Origin of the sequence: Rodentibacter sp. JRC1 (assembly GCF_020521555.1) — a bacterium.
GTDB classification, from domain to species: domain Bacteria; phylum Pseudomonadota; class Gammaproteobacteria; order Enterobacterales; family Pasteurellaceae; genus Rodentibacter; species Rodentibacter abscessus.
The window spans coordinates 181,735-202,351 of sequence record NZ_BPWA01000001.1; the positions used below are offsets into that span (position 1 = coordinate 181,735).

The 20,617-nt window shown below is 39.6% G+C and carries 18 protein-coding genes; 12 read left to right on the forward strand and 6 right to left on the reverse strand.

From position 1 onward, the window contains the following. The first annotated feature begins 1 nt into the window (after position 1). On the forward strand, positions 2 to 412 hold the full coding sequence (locus HEMROJRC1_RS10910; protein ID WP_226691189.1) for a GtrA family protein: 411 nt from the start codon (positions 2 to 4) through the stop codon (positions 410 to 412). Here the strand turns inward: HEMROJRC1_RS10910 and apbC are convergent. After that, positions 326 to 1,438, reverse strand: coding sequence for an iron-sulfur cluster carrier protein ApbC (apbC, locus tag HEMROJRC1_RS00880; RefSeq protein WP_226691190.1), 1,113 nt, complete (start codon positions 1,436 to 1,438; stop codon positions 326 to 328). The two genes, HEMROJRC1_RS10910 and apbC, sit on opposite strands and share 87 nt — an antisense overlap. A 148-nt stretch (positions 1,439 to 1,586) precedes the next feature. On the opposite strand from apbC, the gene metG reads away from it, so the two are divergent. Together metG and tehB are read left to right on the forward strand one after the other, a co-directional pair. Next, the gene (gene metG / locus HEMROJRC1_RS00885) at positions 1,587 to 3,635 is read left to right on the forward strand and encodes a methionine--tRNA ligase (protein ID WP_226691191.1); all 2,049 of its coding nucleotides are present in this window, start codon (positions 1,587 to 1,589) and stop codon (positions 3,633 to 3,635) included. 117 nt (positions 3,636 to 3,752) lie between these two features. After that, the gene (gene tehB / locus HEMROJRC1_RS00890; RefSeq protein WP_226691192.1) at positions 3,753 to 4,613 is read left to right on the forward strand and encodes an SAM-dependent methyltransferase TehB; all 861 of its coding nucleotides are present in this window, start codon (positions 3,753 to 3,755) and stop codon (positions 4,611 to 4,613) included. Positions 4,614 to 4,744: 131 nt separating this feature from the next. On the opposite strand, the gene dapD is transcribed toward tehB, so the two are convergent. Beyond that, a complete protein-coding gene (dapD, locus tag HEMROJRC1_RS00895; protein ID WP_226691193.1) occupies positions 4,745 to 5,572 on the reverse strand; it encodes a 2,3,4,5-tetrahydropyridine-2,6-dicarboxylate N-succinyltransferase in 828 nt (275 codons plus the stop codon). Between the two features lie 369 nt (positions 5,573 to 5,941). Here dapD and purR point away from each other — a divergent pair, with 369 nt between their 5' ends. Both purR and ppc read left to right on the forward strand, forming a co-directional pair. Then, complete coding sequence (gene purR / locus HEMROJRC1_RS00900) at positions 5,942 to 6,958, forward strand: HTH-type transcriptional repressor PurR (RefSeq protein WP_226691194.1); 1,017 nt, start codon at positions 5,942 to 5,944, stop codon at positions 6,956 to 6,958. A 177-nt stretch (positions 6,959 to 7,135) separates the two neighbouring features. Then, a complete protein-coding gene (gene ppc, locus HEMROJRC1_RS00905) occupies positions 7,136 to 9,775 on the forward strand; it encodes a phosphoenolpyruvate carboxylase (RefSeq protein ID WP_226691195.1) in 2,640 nt (879 codons plus the stop codon). Positions 9,776 to 10,061: 286 nt separating this feature from the next. Here the strand turns inward: ppc and rplY are convergent, their stop codons facing one another. Beyond that, positions 10,062 to 10,349 (reverse strand): 50S ribosomal protein L25, encoded by a 288-nt coding sequence (rplY, locus tag HEMROJRC1_RS00910; protein ID WP_226691196.1) that lies wholly within the window; start codon positions 10,347 to 10,349, stop codon positions 10,062 to 10,064. 212 nt (positions 10,350 to 10,561) lie between these two features. Here rplY and HEMROJRC1_RS00915 point away from each other — a divergent pair, with 212 nt between their 5' ends. Continuing rightward, positions 10,562 to 11,173, forward strand: coding sequence for a DedA family protein (locus tag HEMROJRC1_RS00915; protein ID WP_226691197.1), 612 nt, complete (start codon positions 10,562 to 10,564; stop codon positions 11,171 to 11,173). A 172-nt stretch (positions 11,174 to 11,345) separates the two neighbouring features. Here the strand turns inward: HEMROJRC1_RS00915 and HEMROJRC1_RS00920 are convergent, their stop codons facing one another. Continuing rightward, a complete protein-coding gene (locus tag HEMROJRC1_RS00920) occupies positions 11,346 to 11,516 on the reverse strand; it encodes a zf-HC2 domain-containing protein (RefSeq protein ID WP_226691198.1) in 171 nt (56 codons plus the stop codon). 8 nt (positions 11,517 to 11,524) lie between these two features. Then, the gene (locus HEMROJRC1_RS00925; protein WP_226691199.1) at positions 11,525 to 12,085 is read right to left on the reverse strand and encodes a sigma-70 family RNA polymerase sigma factor; all 561 of its coding nucleotides are present in this window, start codon (positions 12,083 to 12,085) and stop codon (positions 11,525 to 11,527) included. Between the two features lie 112 nt (positions 12,086 to 12,197). Between HEMROJRC1_RS00925 and HEMROJRC1_RS00930 the strand changes: the two genes are divergently transcribed. Genes HEMROJRC1_RS00930 through HEMROJRC1_RS00940 form a run of 3 tightly spaced genes read left to right on the forward strand, consistent with a single transcriptional unit; the run spans position 12,198 to position 14,125 of the window. Then, positions 12,198 to 12,539, forward strand: a complete 342-nt coding sequence (locus tag HEMROJRC1_RS00930) for a DUF4175 domain-containing protein (protein WP_226691200.1) — start codon at positions 12,198 to 12,200, stop codon at positions 12,537 to 12,539. A gap of 36 nt (positions 12,540 to 12,575) precedes the next feature. Beyond that, a complete protein-coding gene (gene msrP / locus HEMROJRC1_RS00935) occupies positions 12,576 to 13,529 on the forward strand; it encodes a protein-methionine-sulfoxide reductase catalytic subunit MsrP (protein ID WP_226691201.1) in 954 nt (317 codons plus the stop codon). Next, positions 13,529 to 14,125: a ferric reductase-like transmembrane domain-containing protein gene (locus tag HEMROJRC1_RS00940; protein WP_226691202.1), complete on the forward strand. Its 597-nt coding sequence runs from the start codon at positions 13,529 to 13,531 to the stop codon at positions 14,123 to 14,125. The genes msrP and HEMROJRC1_RS00940 overlap by 1 nt, the downstream gene beginning before the upstream one ends. A gap of 221 nt (positions 14,126 to 14,346) precedes the next feature. Here the strand turns inward: HEMROJRC1_RS00940 and HEMROJRC1_RS00945 are convergent, their stop codons facing one another. Further along, positions 14,347 to 14,958 (reverse strand): riboflavin synthase subunit alpha, encoded by a 612-nt coding sequence (locus HEMROJRC1_RS00945; protein WP_226691203.1) that lies wholly within the window; start codon positions 14,956 to 14,958, stop codon positions 14,347 to 14,349. Positions 14,959 to 15,002: 44 nt separating this feature from the next. Between HEMROJRC1_RS00945 and HEMROJRC1_RS00950 the strand changes: the two genes are divergently transcribed. The 3 genes from HEMROJRC1_RS00950 to HEMROJRC1_RS00960 all read left to right on the forward strand — a co-directional run bounded on the left by HEMROJRC1_RS00950 (position 15,003) and on the right by HEMROJRC1_RS00960 (position 20,566). Then, positions 15,003 to 16,397 (forward strand): MATE family efflux transporter, encoded by a 1,395-nt coding sequence (locus tag HEMROJRC1_RS00950; RefSeq protein WP_226691204.1) that lies wholly within the window; start codon positions 15,003 to 15,005, stop codon positions 16,395 to 16,397. Between the two features lie 189 nt (positions 16,398 to 16,586). Further along, positions 16,587 to 18,749 carry a TonB-dependent siderophore receptor gene (locus tag HEMROJRC1_RS00955; RefSeq protein ID WP_226691205.1) on the forward strand — a complete coding sequence of 721 codons (2,163 nt, stop codon included), beginning with the start codon at positions 16,587 to 16,589 and terminating at the stop codon, positions 18,747 to 18,749. Between the two features lie 56 nt (positions 18,750 to 18,805). After that, positions 18,806 to 20,566 carry an ABC transporter ATP-binding protein/permease gene (locus HEMROJRC1_RS00960; RefSeq protein ID WP_226691206.1) on the forward strand — a complete coding sequence of 587 codons (1,761 nt, stop codon included), beginning with the start codon at positions 18,806 to 18,808 and terminating at the stop codon, positions 20,564 to 20,566. Positions 20,567 to 20,617 lie beyond the last annotated feature (51 nt).

Sequence of the window (20,617 nt, forward strand, 5' to 3'; positions counted from 1 at the left end):
TATGTTTTCACGATATGTTCTCGTTGGAATCTGCAATACGCTGCTAACAACAATTATCATATTCGGACTAACTGCAAGTCAGTTTAATCTGTATATTGCCAATGCTATTGGCTATGCGGCGGGGATCTTATGTAGCTTTCTACTTAACTCGATATTTACATTCTCCCGCCCTGCAAATGCAGCAAACTTTTCCCGATTTTTAGTCGTATCATTGATTTGCTATATTCTTAATGTGAAGGTGATCTACATTGATGTAGTGAAAGTGCGGTTAAATTTCTCAACGTTTTTTCTATCAAAAAAGGCTGTAAACACAGCCTTTCTCATATCATTTCACTTCTCTAAACAAAATCTCGCTTGGAATCACAGAACCTTGCCAATAAAGTTCGGTAGAAACTTTTTCTGCAAGTTGTAAGAAAGCTTGGGCGATTTCGCTTTCCGGTGCGGCAATGGTGGTTGGATTACCGTTATCCAGATCTTCTCGAATGCGAATGTGCAATGGCAAATGCGCCAGCACTTTTACGTTATATTTTTCCGCCATTTTTTCCGCACCGCCTGTGCCGAAAATCGCTTCGTGATGACCACAGTTGCTGCAAATATGCATTGACATATTTTCTACAATGCCAAGCACAGGTACGGAAACACGTTCAAACATAGAGATGCCTTTTACTGCATCAAGCAAGGCAATATCCTGCGGTGTTGTTACCACAATAGCGCCCGTTACCGGAATTTGTTGGGATAAGGTAAGTTGAATGTCGCCTGTCCCCGGGGGCATATCAATGACCAAATAATCTAAACTATCCCACAATGTCTCGTTAAGCAATTGACTTAACGCACTGCTCGCCATTGGTCCTCGCCAAATGGTCGCATTTTCTTCATCCATTAAAAAACCGATGGAATTGGCTGATAAGCCGTGCGCTTTAATAGGGGTAATGTGTTGATTATCCGGTGATGTAGGGCGTTGGTGTGGCGCACCCAACATATGCGGAATAGAAGGGCCATAAATATCGGCATCCAAAATCCCTACTCGTGCCCCCTGAGCCTGAAGTGCCAGTGCAAGGTTTACCGAAACACTGGATTTGCCCACACCGCCTTTACCGGAAGTCACGGCGATAATATTTTTTACCCCTTTTACTGCCGGTTGATTATTCGCCCGTTTCAACGTGGCGATTTGATAATTCACCAACCATTTAATTGATTTACAATCCGCTGCTGTTAATAAGTTATCGGATAAGGTTTGTTTTAGCAGCTCAACACCGCTATTCCAAGCAAAAGGTAATTGCAATTCAATGCGCAGGGTTTCACCGCCCTTCTCCACTTTTTTTAATGTGTTGAGCGCAATCAAATCTTTTTGCAGGCTCGGATGTTGAAATTGTTGAATGATTTGTTGAATTTGATTTTGTTGTTCCGCACTAAGATTGTCGGAAAAATAAGTTGCCATAAGATCTTCCAATAAGTAGAGTAAATTTGTCGGGCATATTTAAACACGGAAAGTGCGGTCTGTTAAGCTAAAGTTTTTCAAACTAGAAAAAATCCCCTTTATCAGGTAAGATACGGGCAATTTTTTGTGTGATAAAAAGAGATTAACAATGTCGAATCAAGCCCGTAAAATTTTAGTAACTTGCGCCCTTCCTTATGCCAATGGTGCAATCCATTTAGGCCATATGTTAGAACACATTCAAGCGGATATTTGGGTGCGTTTTCAACGTATGCGCGGTAATAAAGTTTATTTTGTTTGTGCTGATGACGCACACGGCACGCCGATTATGTTAAACGCCGATAAATTAGGCATTACACCGGAAGAACTTATCGCCCGAGCAAAAGCCGATCACGTGCGCGATTTCGCCGGCTTCAATATCAGCTTTGATAACTATCATTCCACTCACAGCGAGGAAAACAAACAAATCACCGCTGAAATTTATAATAAATTAAAAACGAACGGTTTTATTAAAAGAAAAGTGATTTCTCAACTCTACGATCCGGAAAAAAATATGTTTTTACCGGATCGCTTCGTAAAGGGCACTTGCCCGAAATGTAAAGCGGAAGATCAATATGGCGATAACTGCGAAGTCTGCGCTTCCACTTATAGCCCAATGGATTTAATCAACCCTCGCTCCGCCGTTTCAGGTGCGACACCGATCGTTAAAGAATCCGAGCATTTTTTCTTCGATTTACCTGCATTTGAAAATATGTTGCAAGAATGGACGCGTTCCGGTTCGCTGCAACCAGAAATCGCAAACAAAATGCAAGAATGGTTTGAAAGCGGTTTACAACAATGGGATATTTCTCGGGATGCGCCGTATTTTGGTTTCGAAATTCCGGATGCAAAAGACAAATTTTTCTATGTATGGTTGGATGCGCCGATTGGTTATATGGCGTCATTCAAAAATCTTTGCGATCGTGAGGGTGTAGATTTTAATGAATTTTGGGCTGAAGGCAGTGAAGCGGAACTTTATCACTTTATCGGTAAAGATATTGTGTATTTCCACAGTCTATTTTGGCCTGCGATGTTGGAAGGCAGTGGCTATCGCAAACCGACCAATGTATTTGCTCACGGTTATGTAACGGTGGACGGTGCGAAAATGTCAAAATCACGCGGTACGTTCATTCAAGCAAACACTTATTTAAACCACATTGATCCGGAATGTTTGCGTTATTACTATGCGGCAAAAATCAACAATCGAATTGAAGATCTTGATTTCAATTTAGAAGATTTCATTCAACGGGTGAACACGGATATTGTGAACAAACTCGTAAACTTAGCTTCTCGCAATGCGGGTTTTATCGCAAAACGCTTTGATGGCAAATTAGCGGATAAATTGGAAGATGAAGCTTTATTTGCTGAATTTGCCTCTCAAGCGGCACAAATTGCAAATTTGTATGAAACTCGCGAATTTAGCAAAGCCATCCGCGAAATTATGGCATTAACCGATAAAGCCAATAAATATATTGATGATAAAGCACCTTGGGTGATCGCAAAAGAAGAAGGAAAAGAGGCGCAATTACAAGCAGTATGTTCAATGGGTATCGAATTATTCCGTGTGTTAATAACATACCTCAAACCGGTTCTCCCTAAACTGGCCGAACGGGCTGAAGCCTTCTTACAAACCGAATTACGTTGGGATAATATCGATCAACCTTTATTAGACCGTACTCTTTCGCCATTTAAAACTCTGTTTTCCCGTTTAGATAAAAAACAAATTGATGCCGTAGTGGACGAAACAAAAGCCTTATTCGCCAAAGCGAATGAAACGGCAGAAAAAACAGCGACAAAATCGACCGCACTTTCTAACATCGAACCCATCGCAGATACCATCACCATTGATGATTTTGCCAAACTCGATATGCGCGTAGCAAAAGTATTAAAATGCGAAGCGGTTCCTGAATCAAATAAACTTCTCCGCTTTGAATTGGATCTCGGTGATCACCGCCGCCAAGTTTTCTCCGGCATTAAGGCGGCTTACAATAAGCCTGAAGAATTAGAGGGGCGGTTTGTAATTATGGTAGCAAACCTTGCGCCACGTAAAATGAAGTTCGGCATATCGGAAGGGATGATTCTATCTGCCGGCACGGGCGGAAGTGATTTATTCTTGCTTTCCGCCGATAGCGGTGTTACAGCCGGTATGCAGGTGAAATAATCAAGCGAATTGATGTTTACAAAAAGCGACTTCGGTCGCTTTTTTGGTTTTTTAGTTGAAAGAAAGTGATTTATAACCTACCATATCACTCAACTATTTATCAATTTGGAGAAAACTATGAAAAACGAATTAATCTGCTACAAACAAATGCCGGTTTGGACAAAAGACAAACTGCCTCAAATGTTTCAAGAAAAACACAATACAAAAGTCGGCACTTGGGGCAAGTTGAGCATTCTCAAAGGGAAACTAAAATTTTACGAATTAACGGAAGAAGGGGATGTCATTGCCGAGCATATTTTCACACCGGAAAGCGAAATTCCGTTTGTCGAACCACAAGCTTGGCACCGCGTAGAAGCCTTAACGGAGGATTTAGAATGCACGCTTGGCTTTTATTGCAAAAAAGAAGATTACTTCAGTAAAAAATATAATATGACCGCAACACATTCAGAGGTAAAAGCGGCAGCTAAATCCATTAAACCTTGCAAAACACTCGATCTCGGCAGTGGGCAAGGGCGAAATTCACTCTTTTTGAGCTTATTGGGCTTTGATGTAACCTCTTGGGATCATAATGAAAACAGCCTTACTTTCTTGAATGAAACCAAAACGAAAGAAAATCTCTCAATTTCGACCGCACTTTACGACATCAACAGTGCAAACATTCAAGAAAACTACGACTTTATTCTCTCCACCGTGGTGTTTATGTTCTTAGATCCTGAACGTGTGCCTGCCATTATTAAAAATATGCAAGAACACACCAATATAGGCGGCTATAACTTAATCGTAGCGGCAATGTCCACAGATGATATTCCTTGCCCTCTTCCGTTTTCCTTCACCTTTAAAGAAAACGAATTAAAATCCTATTATCAAGGCTGGGAGTTTGTAAAATACAACGAAGAAATGGGTGAATTACATAAAACCGATGAAAACGGTAATCGTATTAAAATGAAATTTGTGACAATGCTGGCGAAAAAGAAATAGCCTACCGCGATTTTAATTCATTATAAAAAAATTGACCGCACATTGTGATACAAAGTGCGGTCAAAAAATCTTTAGATTTTGAATGTTGGCTCCGCTAACGGTGCCGCAAGGCATAGAAATCGCCTTTTTAACTATTCTTCAATCGAACGTAATAATTCGTTGATACCTACTTTGCCTAGGGTTTTCGCATCAACTTTTTTCACGATAACAGCACAGTAAAGGCTATATTTACCGCATTTTGACGGAAGACTACCGGAAACGACAACAGATCCTGCCGGTACACGGCCATAGTAAATCTCGCCGGTTTCACGATCGTAGATTTTGGTGGATTGACCGATAAATACCCCCATAGAGATCACACAACCGTCCTCAACGATTACCCCCTCAACGACTTCGGAACGTGCGCCGATAAAGCAGTTATCACCGATAATGGTCGGATTGGCTTGTAATGGTTCTAATACGCCACCAATGCCCACACCACCCGATAAGTGAACATTTTTACCAATTTGCGCACAAGACCCCACGGTCGCCCAAGTATCCACCATAGTACCTTCACCCACGTATGCACCGATATTCACATAAGACGGCATTAACACGCAGTTTTTAGAAATGTATGCGCCCTTACGAACGGTTGCGGACGGAACGACTCGGAAACCTTCTTGCCGGAAACGTTCTTCCGTGTAATCTGCAAATTTTAGTGCGACTTTGTCGTAATATTTTGTTTCTGCACCGTCAATGATTTCGTTATCATTGATACGGAATGAAAGCAACACCGCTTTTTTTAGCCATTGATGTGTTACCCATTCACCACCAATTTTTTCTGCCACACGATACTTACCGCTATCCAAACCCTCGATAACTTCTTCAATCGCAGCCCGAGTTTCCGCATCCACGTTTTTTGGCGTAATATCTGCGCGTTTTTCAAAGGCAGCTTCAATAATTGCTTGTAAGTTTGACATTGTACTTCCTATGTTAGTTAAGTGAATAAAACGATGTTAGTTTTACCATATTTTTAGTGCTCAAGCAAAAAACACCTAAAAAAATCACCGCACTTTGTTTAAAACAAAATGCGGTGATTGAACAAACTATCTTATTGATTAAAAGATAGCAAGTGCTAAACCCACAATAAAAGCCATACTAAATACCACAGCAATCATTGCATAACCGAAATCACTCATGTTCACTCCTTATTATTGATGTTAAAACGTCCTCATTCTAGCAAGAAAAATAAAAAAAACGACCTTTTTTTAAAAAATATTTATTCAATATTTAACTTATTTCAAAGCAGTCTTTATAATAGGAAAAATTTATTCTGAGAAAACCGAATTATGGCAACAATTAAAGATGTGGCAAAAATGGCGGGAGTATCCACGACCACCGTTTCCCACGTAATTAATAAAACCCGATTTGTGGCAAAAGAAACGGAAGAAGCCGTTCAATATGCAATTAAAACCTTAAAATATTCTCCAAGTGCGGTCGCCAGAAGTTTGAAAGTGAATACCACAAAATCTATCGGTATGATCGTCACTACCAGTGAAGCGCCTTATTTTGCAGAGATCATTCATGCGGTTGAAGAACACTGCTATCGCCAAGGCTACTCCCTCTTTTTATGTAACACTCAAAATGATCCTGAAAAAATCAAAAATCATTTAGATATGCTGGCTCAAAAGCGGGTAGATGGGCTGTTGGTTATGTGTTCGGAATACACCCAAAGCTCTCTTGATTTGCTTTCCAATTCTTCAACCGTTCCAATGGTTGTGATGGATTGGGGGCCAAATAGCAATACGGATATTATTGAAGATAACAGCTTTGCCGGTGGCTATCTTGCGACAAAGCATCTGATTGATTGCGGCCATAAAAAAATCGGTATTATTGCGGGTGAACTAAGTAAAACAACGGCCAAAAACCGTTATGACGGCTTTGAAAAAGCCATGCAGGACGCCAATCTCACGATTAACAAAAACTGGGTGATGGAAGGCTACTTTGAACCGGAAGACGGTTATGAATGTATGAATAAAATCCTTATCCAAGCGGAATTACCAACCGCCGTGTTCTGTTGTAACGATGTAATGGCGCTCGGTGCAATTTCAGCCATCACCGAAAAAGGTTTACGAGTGCCGGAAGATATTTCCGTGATTGGTTACGATAACATCCATTCCTCACGTTTTTATGCACCGCCGCTCACCACCATTCACCAATCAAAATCCAGATTAGGTGCGCAAGCGGTGAATTTACTCTTTGAACGCATTGCACAAAAAGACAAGGAAAATACCCCTCAAGTTCGTAGCCGGATTGATATTCACCCTGAATTAGTTCCAAGAAAATCCGTTAAAACTATTTTATAAAACTTCCCGAAATTTAACCGCACTTTTAAATAAAGTACAGAAAGTGCGGTCAATTTTTAAAGAAAATTGATTTTTCTTGCTTTTTATCAATCTTTTCTATCATAGAGTTTGACCCTCCACCTATTTTTAGTTATATCTACACCCAGTTTTATTTTGTCTTACTTTTTAGGAGTTTGTATGACACAAGAATACGCAACCTTACGTAATAATATCAATATGTTAGGTCGTTTTCTCGGGGAAACCATTAGCGATGCCCAAGGTTCGGATATTCTCGAATTAATCGAAAATATCCGCAAATTATCACGAGATTCACGCGCAGGTGACGATAAAGCCCGTCAAGAATTGCTCACCACCCTCGCAAATATTTCGACCGACAATATTATTCCGGTAGCACGGGCATTCAGCCAATTTCTAAATCTCACCAATATTGCCGAACAATACCAAACGATTTCTCGCGAACATTCCACAAAAGCGCCTTCCGAGCGTTCTTTACACAGTTTATTTACCCGCCTGAAAGCGGAAAACGCTTCAAAAGAAACCGTTTATGCCACCATTGAAAAACTGTTGATCGAACTAGTTTTAACGGCACACCCAACAGAAACCACACGCCGTTCTCTCATTCATAAACACGTTGAAATCAATAAATGTTTAAGCAAATTAGAACATAATGATCTCACACCAAAAGAACGTGGCATTATTGAACGTTTACTGCTCCGTTTAATCGCAGAAGCGTGGCACACTAACGAGATTCGTACCGTTCGCCCAACGCCTTTTGACGAAGCGAAATGGGGATTTGCGATGTTGGAAAACAGCCTCTGGCAAGCCGTACCGGAATTTTTACGCCAACTGAACGAAAACGCCCGTGAATTTTTAGGCTACGATTTACCTGTTGGCTTAAAGCCGGTGCGCATTTCCTCTTGGATGGGCGGAGATCGGGACGGCAACCCATTTGTAACCGCAAAAATTACACGTAAAGTGCTTCACTTCGCACGTTGGAAAGCAGCGGATTTATTCTTAAAAGACATCGGCGAACTAGTTGATGAACTTTCGATGGTGAAATGTACAGAGGAATTTCGTGCTAAATACGGTGACCATTTAGAGCCTTATCGTGTCGTGGTGAAGGGCTTACGCACAAAACTTAATGCCACCCTTGCCTACTTTGATGATTTACTGGCAAATCGTATGCCTCGTGTTTCAGAATGTGACATTATTTTAAAAGACGAACAACTTTGGGAGCCGCTTTACGATTGCTATCAATCCTTAATGGCGTGCGGTATGCGCATTATTGCGAACGGTTCACTTTTAGATATTCTACATCGTATTCGTTGCTTTGGGGTCACCCTGTCACAAATGGATATTCGCCAAGAAAGTACCCGTCATACCGATGCTATTGCGGAAATCACACGCTACATCGGATTAGGCGATTATTCCCAATGGACGGAAGACGACAAGCAAGCTTTCTTAATTCGTGAATTAAGCTCACGTCGTCCGCTTATTCCGCAAAATTGGCAGCCTTCCGCAGAAACACAAGAAATTCTGGATACCTGCAAAGTGATTGCCGAACAAAAACAAGGTGTTATTGCGTGTTATATCATTTCGATGGCACGTACCGCTTCAGATGTGCTTGCTGTACATTTATTATTAAAAGAAGCAGGCGTGCCTTACCATATTCCGGTGGTACCGCTTTTTGAAACGCTAGATGACTTAGATGCGGCGGAAGAAGTGATGAACCAATTATTCAATATAGGCTGGTATCGCGGTGTAATTAATAATCGTCAAATGGTGATGATCGGCTATTCGGATTCCGCCAAAGATGCGGGTATGATGGCAGCGTCTTGGGCGCAATATCGTGCGCAAGAAGCGTTGGTAAATTTATCGGAAAGACTTGGCATTGAATTAACCTTATTCCACGGTCGTGGCGGTACAATCGGTCGAGGTGGCGCACCGGCTCACGCGGCATTACTTTCTCAACCGCCTCGTTCATTGAAAAACGGCTTGCGTGTAACGGAGCAAGGTGAAATGATCCGATTTAAACTCGGTTTACCTGCCGTTGCGGTCGAAACCTTTGATCTCTATGCCAGTGCAATCTTAGAAGCGAATCTCTTACCTCCGCCGGAACCTAAACCTGAATGGCGTGCAGTAATGGATGAACTTTCCGCCATTTCTTGCGAAATTTATCGCAATGTAGTGCGCGGAGACAAAGATTTCGTGCCTTATTTTCGCAGTGCGACACCGGAGCAGGAACTCTCGAAACTGCCGCTCGGCTCACGCCCTGCAAAACGTAACCCGAATGGCGGCGTAGAAAGTCTTCGTGCGATCCCTTGGATCTTTGCTTGGATGCAAAACCGCTTAATGCTTCCTGCTTGGTTAGGTGCCGGCGCATCCGTTCGTCAAGTGATTGAAAACGGCAAAGGCGATATTATCCAAGAAATGTGTCAAACCTGGCCGTTCTTTTCCACCCGAATCGGTATGTTGGAAATGGTATTCAGTAAATCTGACGTATGGCTTTCTCAACAATACGATCAGCGTTTAGTAAAAAAAGAGCTTTGGTATTTAGGCGAAAACCTACGTCAACAGCTACAGGCGGATATTCAAACCGTGCTTTCACTTTCTCATCGTAATGAGCTAATGTCCGATTTACCTTGGATCGCCGAATCCATTGCATTACGCAATATCTACACCGATCCACTCAACTTATTGCAAGTCGAGCTTCTCCACCGCTTCCGTGAAAACCCGGATCACCCTAATCCGGATATAGAGCAAGCCTTGATGATTAGTATCACCGGCATTGCTGCGGGAATGCGTAATACGGGCTAAAAATGCAATCATAATAAAGGGCATCGATCTTTTTGATCTACCCCAAAAAGTTAGACAATTTAGCAAAGGGTTTGAGTTCGATATTGTACCGAGCTCAAACCCTTTAATTACAGCTTAAACATTCGTCTAGTTATAATAATAAAGCTCATTGTTTTACCAATGAGCTTTATGTCACAAATACATTCCGAAACTATTTTTAGCGTTATTGATTTTATTAATATTTTTTCACACAAAATCAAAAGTTATTTCGGAAATAAAATCAACTTAAACCCGCGTCAATACCAGATTATTGACGTTTAAAGTCAATGTGAACCAATTTCGGTTTGAATGGGTGGCGTTGCATTGCTTGAACTTTTACAGCCACTTCTTTACCATCAATCACTAATGTAATTACATCAGAATAGAAAGCATCGTGAACTTGTGCATTGTTTAATTCATCGTGATTTAAGATGATTGAAACCGGTGCTTCATTGCCACCGTAAACGATAGCAGGAATTTGACCATTATGACGCAGGCGGCGGCTCGCACCCTTACCTTGCTCAGAACGAACTTCAGCGTTAAATTTAAATGCCATATTAATGTTCTCTTTAATTGAGTTAAAATTAAAAAACTGCAGGCGACCCAGCAATTTTCCTAAATTGACCCAAAGCATTGCTTTGAGGGCGCAGATTATAAAAGATTCCAATTGCTGACGCAAATTTTTTCTAGGCAATTTGGTATTAAGCGATTAGAATAGCCCCCAATTTTTGACAACTAATTTATGAATAACAATATATCGGGAACAGAATGGAATTTCTTATTAGCTTTTTCACTGATTACGGTTACTGGGCTGTACTTTTTGTCTTAATTATCTGCGGTTTTGGCGTGCCGATCCCTGAAGATATCACTCTTGTTTCCGGTGGGGTTATTGCCGGACTTTATCCTGAAAGTGTTAATTCTCATTTAATGTTGTTGGTGAGTATGATTGGTGTACTTGCCGGTGATTCTTGTATGTACTGGCTTGGGCGTATTTATGGTACAAAAATTTTGCGTTTCCGACTTATGCGTAAAATCGTAACCTTACAGCGTTTAAAAATGGTACGTGAGAAATTCGCCCGATACGGTAATCGTGTATTATTTGTGGCTCGTTTTCTTCCGGGCTTACGCGCTCCGATTTATATGGTTTCCGGTATTACACGCCGTGTAAGCTATACACGTTTCGTATTCATTGATTTCTGTGCTGCCATTATTTCCGTACCAATTTGGGTTTATCTAGGTGAATTCGGTGCTAAAAACTTAGATTGGTTACATGCGCAAATTCAAAAAGGGCAAATAGTTATTTATATTCTTGTCACCATTCTTGCCGTTTTCCTATTTTGGAAATGGAAAAAATCGAAAAAAGCGAAGAAAAATCAATAAGTAAAAAAGCGGTAAAAAAAGCAGTGTTATGCAACTGTTGCATAACACTTAAAAACATTGCTTTTCAATTAAAAAATTAAAGCATGTAAATATCTAGTTACTACGCCTTGAGATCTATAACTTTAATGGAAACCCAAAATACCCAAAACTTTTTAAAATCTGACCGCACTTTTTATTTTGCTCTAAATTGTTTTATCAAATGACTTAAACTTGCACAATTTCGTTGAAAATTACGGCAATGCGGGCAGATAAGAAGATGTGATTTTACACCAATTTGTTCTTTTAACGTCAAACGGCGTTCCTGTGATTCTGATAATTTCTGTGTAGTCTGCAAACAATTCATCGTTAATATTATTCTCCCTCAAGCTTATTTGATAAACAATACTGTAATTGCAATCTTGCACGATAAAGTGAGGTATGTAAATTCGATACACTGATTGCGGCTTCCTTACAAATTTCGTCTGTCGATAACTCCAAATATTCACGCATCATAAATACTCTTGCTTGCCTTGCCGGTAAATGATTTAAACAAATTTCAAAGATCCGCCAAAATTCATCACAATACACTTCATTTTCATTTTGTTGTAAATCTTTCGGTTCATATTCACTTTTCCAATGTCCTTGTTCATCAAAAAATGAATTGTTCTTTTCGTCAATTAAATCACTTTCAAGAACAAAACGTTCTTTTATGCGCAAATAATCCAGAATTTTGTTTTTTAAAATAGCAAAAATCCATGTTTTTAGCGCAGATTGCCCTCTAAATACATTAATATTTTTTAATGCACTAACGAAAGCTTCTTGCACAAGATCTTCAGCTAAAAGAGGATCCCTTAATTGCAATTGGGCAAAACTTAACATTTGAGTGCGAATATCAAGCATCTCTTTTGATGAAATAAGTTGTTCTATTTCCATAAAATAAAAAAGTTTAAAAATTTTGTAAGAATTTCAGCTCTCAACCGACTAATGTAACGAAAGATATTCTTTCTGTAAATTCACATTTAACAAAACACTCTAGGAGTAACATATGAAAACATTAAAATTTACAACACAAACTTTATTCGCCCTTTGTTTTGCCGGCAGTACCTACGCCGCTGATATGATGAAAGATTGTGATCAAACTATGGACGGGAATTGTATGAAAAAAATGGAACAGATGAAAGAAAATATGAAATCTGACAGTATGAAAAAAATGGAGCGGATGGAAGAAAATATGAAATCTGACAAGATGAAAAAAATGGAGCAGATGGAAGAAAATATGAAATCTGACAGTATGAAAAAAATGGAGCGGATGGAAGAAAATATGAAATCTAACAAGATGAAAAATATGCCGTCTGATAATTCAATGAAAAAAGATAAAATGATGTAATAACACCAAAGCAGCAGGGATGGATAGGAGTTAAAAATGAAAAAATTAACCGAAAACGATATTACCCCAGAAAATCTTTTCTATCAACGTAGAAAAATCATTCAATCAATGGGAGTTCTCAGTGCCGCTGCTGCTTTTCCTTCCATCGGATTGAGCAAAACACACGACTCACGCACGGCATTATCCTTTAAAAAGGATAAAAACGATCAATTAACGCTTACCCCTGAAAATAAGGTAACAACCTATAACAATTTTTATGAGTTTGGCGTACCAAAAGAATCCCCTTCCCATTATGCGGATAGCTTAAAAATCGAGCCTTGGAAAGTAGAAATTACAGGTGAAGTCGAAAAGCCAATCGTATTAGATATGAATGATTTACTCACTCGTTTCCCTTTAGAAGAACGAATTTACCGTTTCCGTTGTGTTGAAGCATGGTCAATGGTGATCCCTTGGATTGGCTTTGAATTAAATAAACTCTTGGCCATCGTTAAACCAACGAGCCGGGCAAAATTCGTAGAATTTGAAACGATTTATGATCCTGACAATATCCCGGGGCAAAAAAATAGCTTTTTTGGCGGGGGGTTAGAATATCCTTATAGAGAAGGTCTAACCCTTGCCGAAGCCATGCATCCTTTGACGCTGTTATCTGTCGGGTTATATGGCAAAACGCTATTGCCTCAAAACGGCGCGCCGGTGCGTTTGGTTGTGCCTTGGAAGTATGGTTTTAAAAGTATCAAATCCATTGCAAAAATCAAGCTCACATCGCAAATGCCACATACTACTTGGAACAAACTCGCGCCATACGAATATGGTTTCTATGCTAATGTAAATCCTCAAGTAGATCATCCTCGTTGGTCACAAGCCAGTGAACGGGTGATTGGTTCAGGCGGTTTATTTAATGTGAAACGTCAGCCGACATTACTTTTTAATGGTTACGCTGAACAAGTCGCGCATTTATATGATGGCTTAGATTTAAGGAAGAATTATTAATGCGATATTTATTATTACGCTTTTTTACACACATTATTTGTGCCTCACCATTGATTTGGTTAAGTTGGCTCATTCTATCAGGTGATGAAACACAGTTGGGTGCAGAACCGAGTAAAACTATTCAACATTTTTTGGGATTTACTGCAATTACTCTGCTGCTTGGCGTTTTTCTTTTTCGATTCGTGATTGAATTTACAAAATTAAATCAATTAAGAATCTTACATCGCACACTTGGACTATGGGCGATATTTTACCTCTTTTTGCATATTCTCTCTTATTTTATATTAGAATTGGGGTATGATATTTCACTCTTTTATAGTGAACTTACTCAACGATATTATTTAATACTAGGAGCCTTAAGTTTATTTATTTTATGTTTTATTACAATAAGTTACCTTCCATTTATCCGACATAAAATGAAAGCTCACTGGTTAACTTTACATAAACTGGCTTATCTTGCTCTTTTATTAGCCTGTATTCATTATCTTCTTTCAACAAAGAATATTGAAATTACAGCTATTATTTACTTGCTTCTCTGTTTAGGTACATTATTGATTATATGTTACCGAAAATATGTGGCCTTAAATAAAAAATAAAAGTAAGAATTAAATAAATTTACCGAAAATTCTCAGTATGAGAAGAGAGGTAAAAAATTCAAGCCATTGAAATAATTAAAATCCTTATCAATATAAATAAATAGATAAGGATTTTTTATGTTTGAAAAATTAATATAACGTTCTAAATAAACAAGAATTCTCTATTCACAGAACTCGGCACACGAAAACATCGTCGATTTTAACCGCACTTTTTATTTAGTTTAACTTTTTGCCGCTAAATAACGTTCCACCGTATCCACGATTGCTTGGGTTTGCGGGTCGATTTCAATATTCACTATATCACCTTCCTTGCGCTGTCCCATAAGGGTTCGTTGTAAGGTTTCAGGAATCAAATTCACACAAAATTGATTTTCTCTCACTCCACCGATAGTTAAACTAATACCGTCCACTGCAACGAAACCTTTTTTCAGAATGTATTTCATTACATCGGAATTCGGCAATTCAAACCAAATTTGACGATTATTTTCCGTTGAAATTATTTCAGAAATCGTTGCAGTACAATACACATGACCGGACAGAATGTGTCCGCCGATTTCTGCCCCCATTTGCATAGCTCGTTCAATATTCACAAAATCACCGGCTTTTAATGCGCCAAGATTGGTAATCCGTAAGGTTTCCTGCATTAAATCAAAACTGACCAAATCATCATTAATTTCCGTTACGGTTAAGCACACGCCGTTATTTGCTACGGAAGCACCAATTTCTAGCCCTTTAAGCATTTCCGGTGGCAATTTTACAACCTGTGTTCTAAAATACGCTTTTTCTGTAATTGAATGAATGGGAGCAATGCCCTGAACAATTCCGGTAAACATCGATTTTTCCTCAATAAAAAATTTTTGCACAGTATATCAAATTTATGAATTTTCGTCTTTTATCCTCATATCACGCCGATATAAAAAAATTGATTAAAATCGCCTTTCCTATTTTACTTGCACAAATCGCCCAGAATTCTATGGGACTTGTGGACACCATTATGGCCGGGCGTGTCAGTTCCACAGATATGGCAGCGATTTCGATCGGCGCATCAATTTGGCTCCCTTTAGTGTTATTCGGTCATGGTTTATTACTTGCCCTGCCTCCCACTATTTCTTATTTAAACGGTTCAGGACAGCATCACCGTATTGCACATCAAATTCGTCAAGGAATTTGGATTGCCTTTTTAAGTAGCATTCCGCTCGGGTTGTTTATTTATTACAGCGATTTTGTGTTGCAATTTATGGAAATGGAACCTCGTATGGCACAAATCGCCCGCGATTATTTACATGCGATGCTTTGGGGATTACCTGCTTATTTACTGCTCATCAATTTTCGCTGTTTAAATGATGGTATTGCCAAGACCAAGCCTGCAATGGTCATTACCTTTATCGGTTTAATGATAAATATTCCGCTGAACTATATTTTTATTTACGGCAAACTCGGTATTCCGGCATTTGGTGCGGTGGGGTGTGGTATTGCAACGGCAATCGTCAACTGGTCTATGTGTCTGATGATGATTGCTTATTCTTATTTTAATCGTCAAGAACGTCAATTAAAGGTATTCAGTAAACTTATTGAAAAACCTAATGGCGCAACGCTGAAAAAACTCTTTCAACTCGGTTTACCCATTGCCATCGCAATTTGCTGTGAAGTCGCACTTTTCGCTGTAACAGCTTTGCTCCTTTCGCCACTTGGTGCAACCATTGTGGCAAGTCATCAAATTGCATTGAACACTAGTTCCTTTATTTTTATGTTTCCGATGTCTATCGGTATGGCTACCACTATTCTGGTCGGGCAAGCATTGGGCTCAGGTTCGCCACCAAAAGCGAAGAATATGGCATATGCAGCATTAATGCTTGGATTAAGCATTACAGTCATCACCGCATTTATTACAATTTTCTTTCGATATGAAATCGCAGGCATCTTTGTGACAGATAAAACCGTGATTAGTATGGCTGCCGGTTTACTACTCCTTGCGGCGATTTACCAATTTTCCGACACAATTCAAGTTGTGGTAGGAGGTGTGTTACGTGGTTATAAAGATACCAAAACGATTCTTTATATTACACTCTTTGCTTACTGGGTTATCGGTGTTCCGCTGGGTTATACCTTAGCACGAACCGATCTGCTAATGCCAAGCATCGGAGCAAAAGGCTTTTGGATTGCTTTTGTGGTTTCACTTACCTTTGCCGCAATATTATTATTTTACCGAATGAGAAAAAACCAAAATTTGAGTGATGAAGTCTTAATGGCACGATTAGAAAAGCTCAAATAAACTATTAGCATTATTTTCTTACAAGAGCGCATATTATCTCTATGCGCTTTTTCTTTTAAATTGAAGGTAAAGTGCGGTCGTTTTTACTCCACTTTTAAGATTAATGCGAATTATTCCTATTGAGTAACGCTTTCATTTTCGTGTATACTTGCGCGTCTTTTTTACTATCGTAAATTTTGGAGAGCAATTATGACGTTCAAACACAGCGTTATTTATACCGTACTTTTTACCGGTATTTCTATTCCTGCATTAGCAGAAACCGGCACAGATTCTGAAGTGGTACTGGATCAGGTTAATGTTGTCGCTGAATTAGAAAAAGCGAAGGCTGTCGGCGAAAAACAAAAAGAAATCGTGAACTTAAGTTTACTTGGTCGTCAAACGGCGTTCACCTCTCCTATCTCTGTCGTAAACTACGATGAAAAAGCCTTTGAAAATAAATCGCCTCGCAATGTTGTTGATGCCCTTTCCAAAACCGATGCTTCAGTAATGAATTTCGGCGGTGAAACCAACACGCTTTCAGGTCTGTATGTAAGAAATTTACAACTTGATATGCGTCAAGTCAGCGTTAATGGGTTAGCAGGATTATATTCGACTTATAATTCACCGACTACCGCAGTTTCATCCGCCCAATTAATCAAAGGCGCATCCACTGCAACAACAGGAATGGATCCTGAAGGTTCAGCCGGAGCTTCAATGAATATCGAAACAAAACGAGCAACCGATGAACCTATTAATAAATTAGGTTTCGGCTGGTATAGCAACAATCGTTTAGAAGAAACCTTTGATTTTGGACGCCGTTTTGGTAAAAACAAAGAATGGGGTATTCGAATCAACGGTAAATATCGTGACGGTGATACGGCACGTGAAAATTATGATGAACTTAATAAGGAATTCGCTATTGGCGCAGATTATCGTGGTGATAAATTACGTGTAGGCATAGATTATATGTACACCAAACGAGCTACCCATGGTGGGCGTGCACGTTTACAAGATATACAAAATCTCGGTTTCAGCGTACCGAAAGCACCTAATGGTAAAATGAATTTAAACCCTCGTTGGATTGGTCAAACAACTGAAGATCAAACTCTTATGGGGACATTTGAATACGATCTTCCTTACAATATGATGCTATCGGGCGGTATAGGTCATATGGAATCCAAGTATTCCGGTTCATTCGGTCAAATAACTAAACTTAAATCCAATGGAGATTTCAATATTACCGGGATTCGCGGTATTGATTTTCGCTCTCGCACAACAAGCGGCAACTTAACATTACAAGGTGAATTTGAAACAGGTGCTCTATTACATAACTGGAATTTAGCCTTTGATAAGGTTGTTCGCCAACGTGACCATGATCAAAGTTCAAAAGCAAACGGACAACTAACCGGTGGCTCGATTTATCACCCTAGCTTTGGTGCGTTATCACCAAGTAATTTTGACTTAACCCCGAATAAACAAGGGGTGGATAACAAACTTACGGCTCGCAGTTTAGCCTTTGCTGACACGGTTGGTATTTTTGATAATACCCTTCGTTTAACATTAGGTGGACGTTTCCAATGGATTAAACAATTAAATAAAACAACCGGAAAAGAAGTAAGTGCGGATCGCGTTAGTCCAATGGTAGCATTAGCTTACGTTCCCAACCCGAATTTAGTCTTCTATGGTAACTATTTAGAAGATCTTGAACCGGGTAATGTCGATCCCGATAGCGGTGAAATGAATAGCCCACGTGTAAGCCGCCAACTTGAATTAGGTGTTCGCAAAAACTGGGGCGAGCAATTCACAACCACATTAAGCGTTTATGAAATTCGCCGTCCCGGAATTATTCGCGGTAGAGAGAACACAGCCTTAGCGGCAAGAGCCGGTAAAGAACAGGGCAAAGAACGTAATCGCGGTATTGAATTTAACGCTTATGCAAATCTTCTTGACGGGACGCTACGTCCATCACTGGGTTTTACTTATAATCAAGCAAAAGTTTTTGACTTCCCGACTTATGCCGATACGATCGTAAACGGTGTTCAAGTCACCAGCCCTCGCTGGATTGCTAAAGCCGCAATTGAGTGGGATACGCCTTTTGTTCAAGGTTTAACATTAAATAGTGCAGTTCAATACTATGGAAAAAGCTATCAAGATACCGGGGCGAATTACCGTTTACCCTCCTATACAACGGTTGATTTTGGTGCGAAATATGGCGTGAAATTAGATGAGAAACAAACGATCACTTTCCGTGCAGGCATAGAAAATGCCTTTAATAAACACTACTGGCAAGTTCAACGAGGAATGTATGATCGCAGCTTTGCCGTGTTAGGTATGCCTCGTACTTATTGGGTAAAAGCGGAATATTCATTTTAATCGCTTAGATTTATTAGGGCGAAAATGCTTTCGCCCTTTTTCATTTATGTAAATTTATGAATTGGCAAACCGAACTCAATAACAGTTTAAGCTGGATTTTGACCGCACTTTTCTGGGTGGTATTCGGCTTTATTCTTATCCTAACCGTATTAAAGCAAACCGCTTTCGGCAAAAAGTTTTGGCAAATTGCTTCCCCCTCCGTAACAAAGCAAAACCGCATCAAGATCGTCGGCATACTGCTGTTACTATTTCTTATGATTTTGCTTGAAGTGAGATTTAGCGTGCTTAACTCTTTCTTTTACAACGGACTGTACAGTTCGATGCAAGAATTGAACGCCGATAAATTTTGGTTTTTTGCTAAACTCAACGCATTTTTAGTGCTTGTACAGGTCATTCATTCCATTGCCGATTATTTTCTGCGCCAAGTATTTGAAATTCGCTGGTTAGAAAGTCTTAATGCAATATTGGTAAAACGCTGGTTAGAAAATAAAAAATACTATCGCCTAAAATACGAACGGGATTTGCCCGATAATATCGATCAGCGCATTGAACAAGATGCCCGTGAATTTATTACCAGCACAATACAGATCATTCGCGGAATGATCAATTCCGTTCTAACCACCATTGAATTTACCATTATTCTTTGGTCGCTTTCGGGAATGTTGAGTTTGTTCGGCATAAATATAGAAAAAGGTGTTGTATTCTTTATTTATGCATTTATTATTTCCGCCACACTAATGTCCGTTTGGATCGGACATCCCTTGATTAAATTGAATTTTAATAAAGAAAAACTCAACGGCGACTACCGTTATTCTTTAATTCGGGTGCGTGATAATGCGGAAAGTATCGCTTTTTATCATGGCGAGCCGAAGGAACAGAAGTTACTGAAAAATAAATTTTCTCAAATTATTCATAACCGCTGGGCAATCGTTTTGAAAATGCTCGGATTAGACGGCTTTAATAACGGAGTAACCCGGGTTGCCAAACTACTACCTTTAATGCTACAAGCACCGCGATTTTTCACAGGGCAAATAAAGCTGGGTGATATGCACCAAACCGTGCAGGCGTTCAACCGACTAATGACCGCCCTTTCTTTCTTCCGTTTATTTTATGAAGAATTTACTCTCTACCAAGCACGATTAAATCGTCTTTACGGATTTATAACAAAATTAAACGAATTGGATAATTCAGAAATCAGCCAACCTTACAAATGTTCCAATCGTGTTGCATTGAAAGATTTTGGTGTGAAAGATGAACAAGGACGCATTTTGTTAAATAACATCAATATCGTACTTGAACGAGGGGATGCCCTACTTATTCAAGGTGCATCCGGCACGGGAAAAACCACATTACTAAAAGCCATTGCCGGCATTTATCCCTTTGAAACCATCGGCATTGCCGAACACCCTTGTATGGGTTGTTTATTCTTGCCTCAACGCCCTTATATGCCACAAGGCACATTACGTGAAGCCATTTGTTATCCGGATATCAATCCTCACCATCCGGAACTCGAACAAATCATTCGTGATTGTTGCTTGGAAAAATATCTCCACGCACTTGATAGCGAAAATGACTGGCAAGCGATTTTATCGCCGGGCGAACTGCAACGGGTTGCCTTTATCCGCATTTTGCTAACCGGACCGGATGTTGTTTTCCTTGATGAAACCACTTCCGCACTGGACGAGGCAAGCGAACATTTTCTATATCAAATCATCAAAGAACGGTTACCAAGTATGATCATCCTCAGTATTGGACATCGCAATACTCTCCATCAATTTCACAATAAACAACTGAAATTAGAAGTTTGTATTGTTTAAAAGTGCGGTCAGTTTTAAGATTGTTTTTGAGGTGTCAGTACCGATTAATAA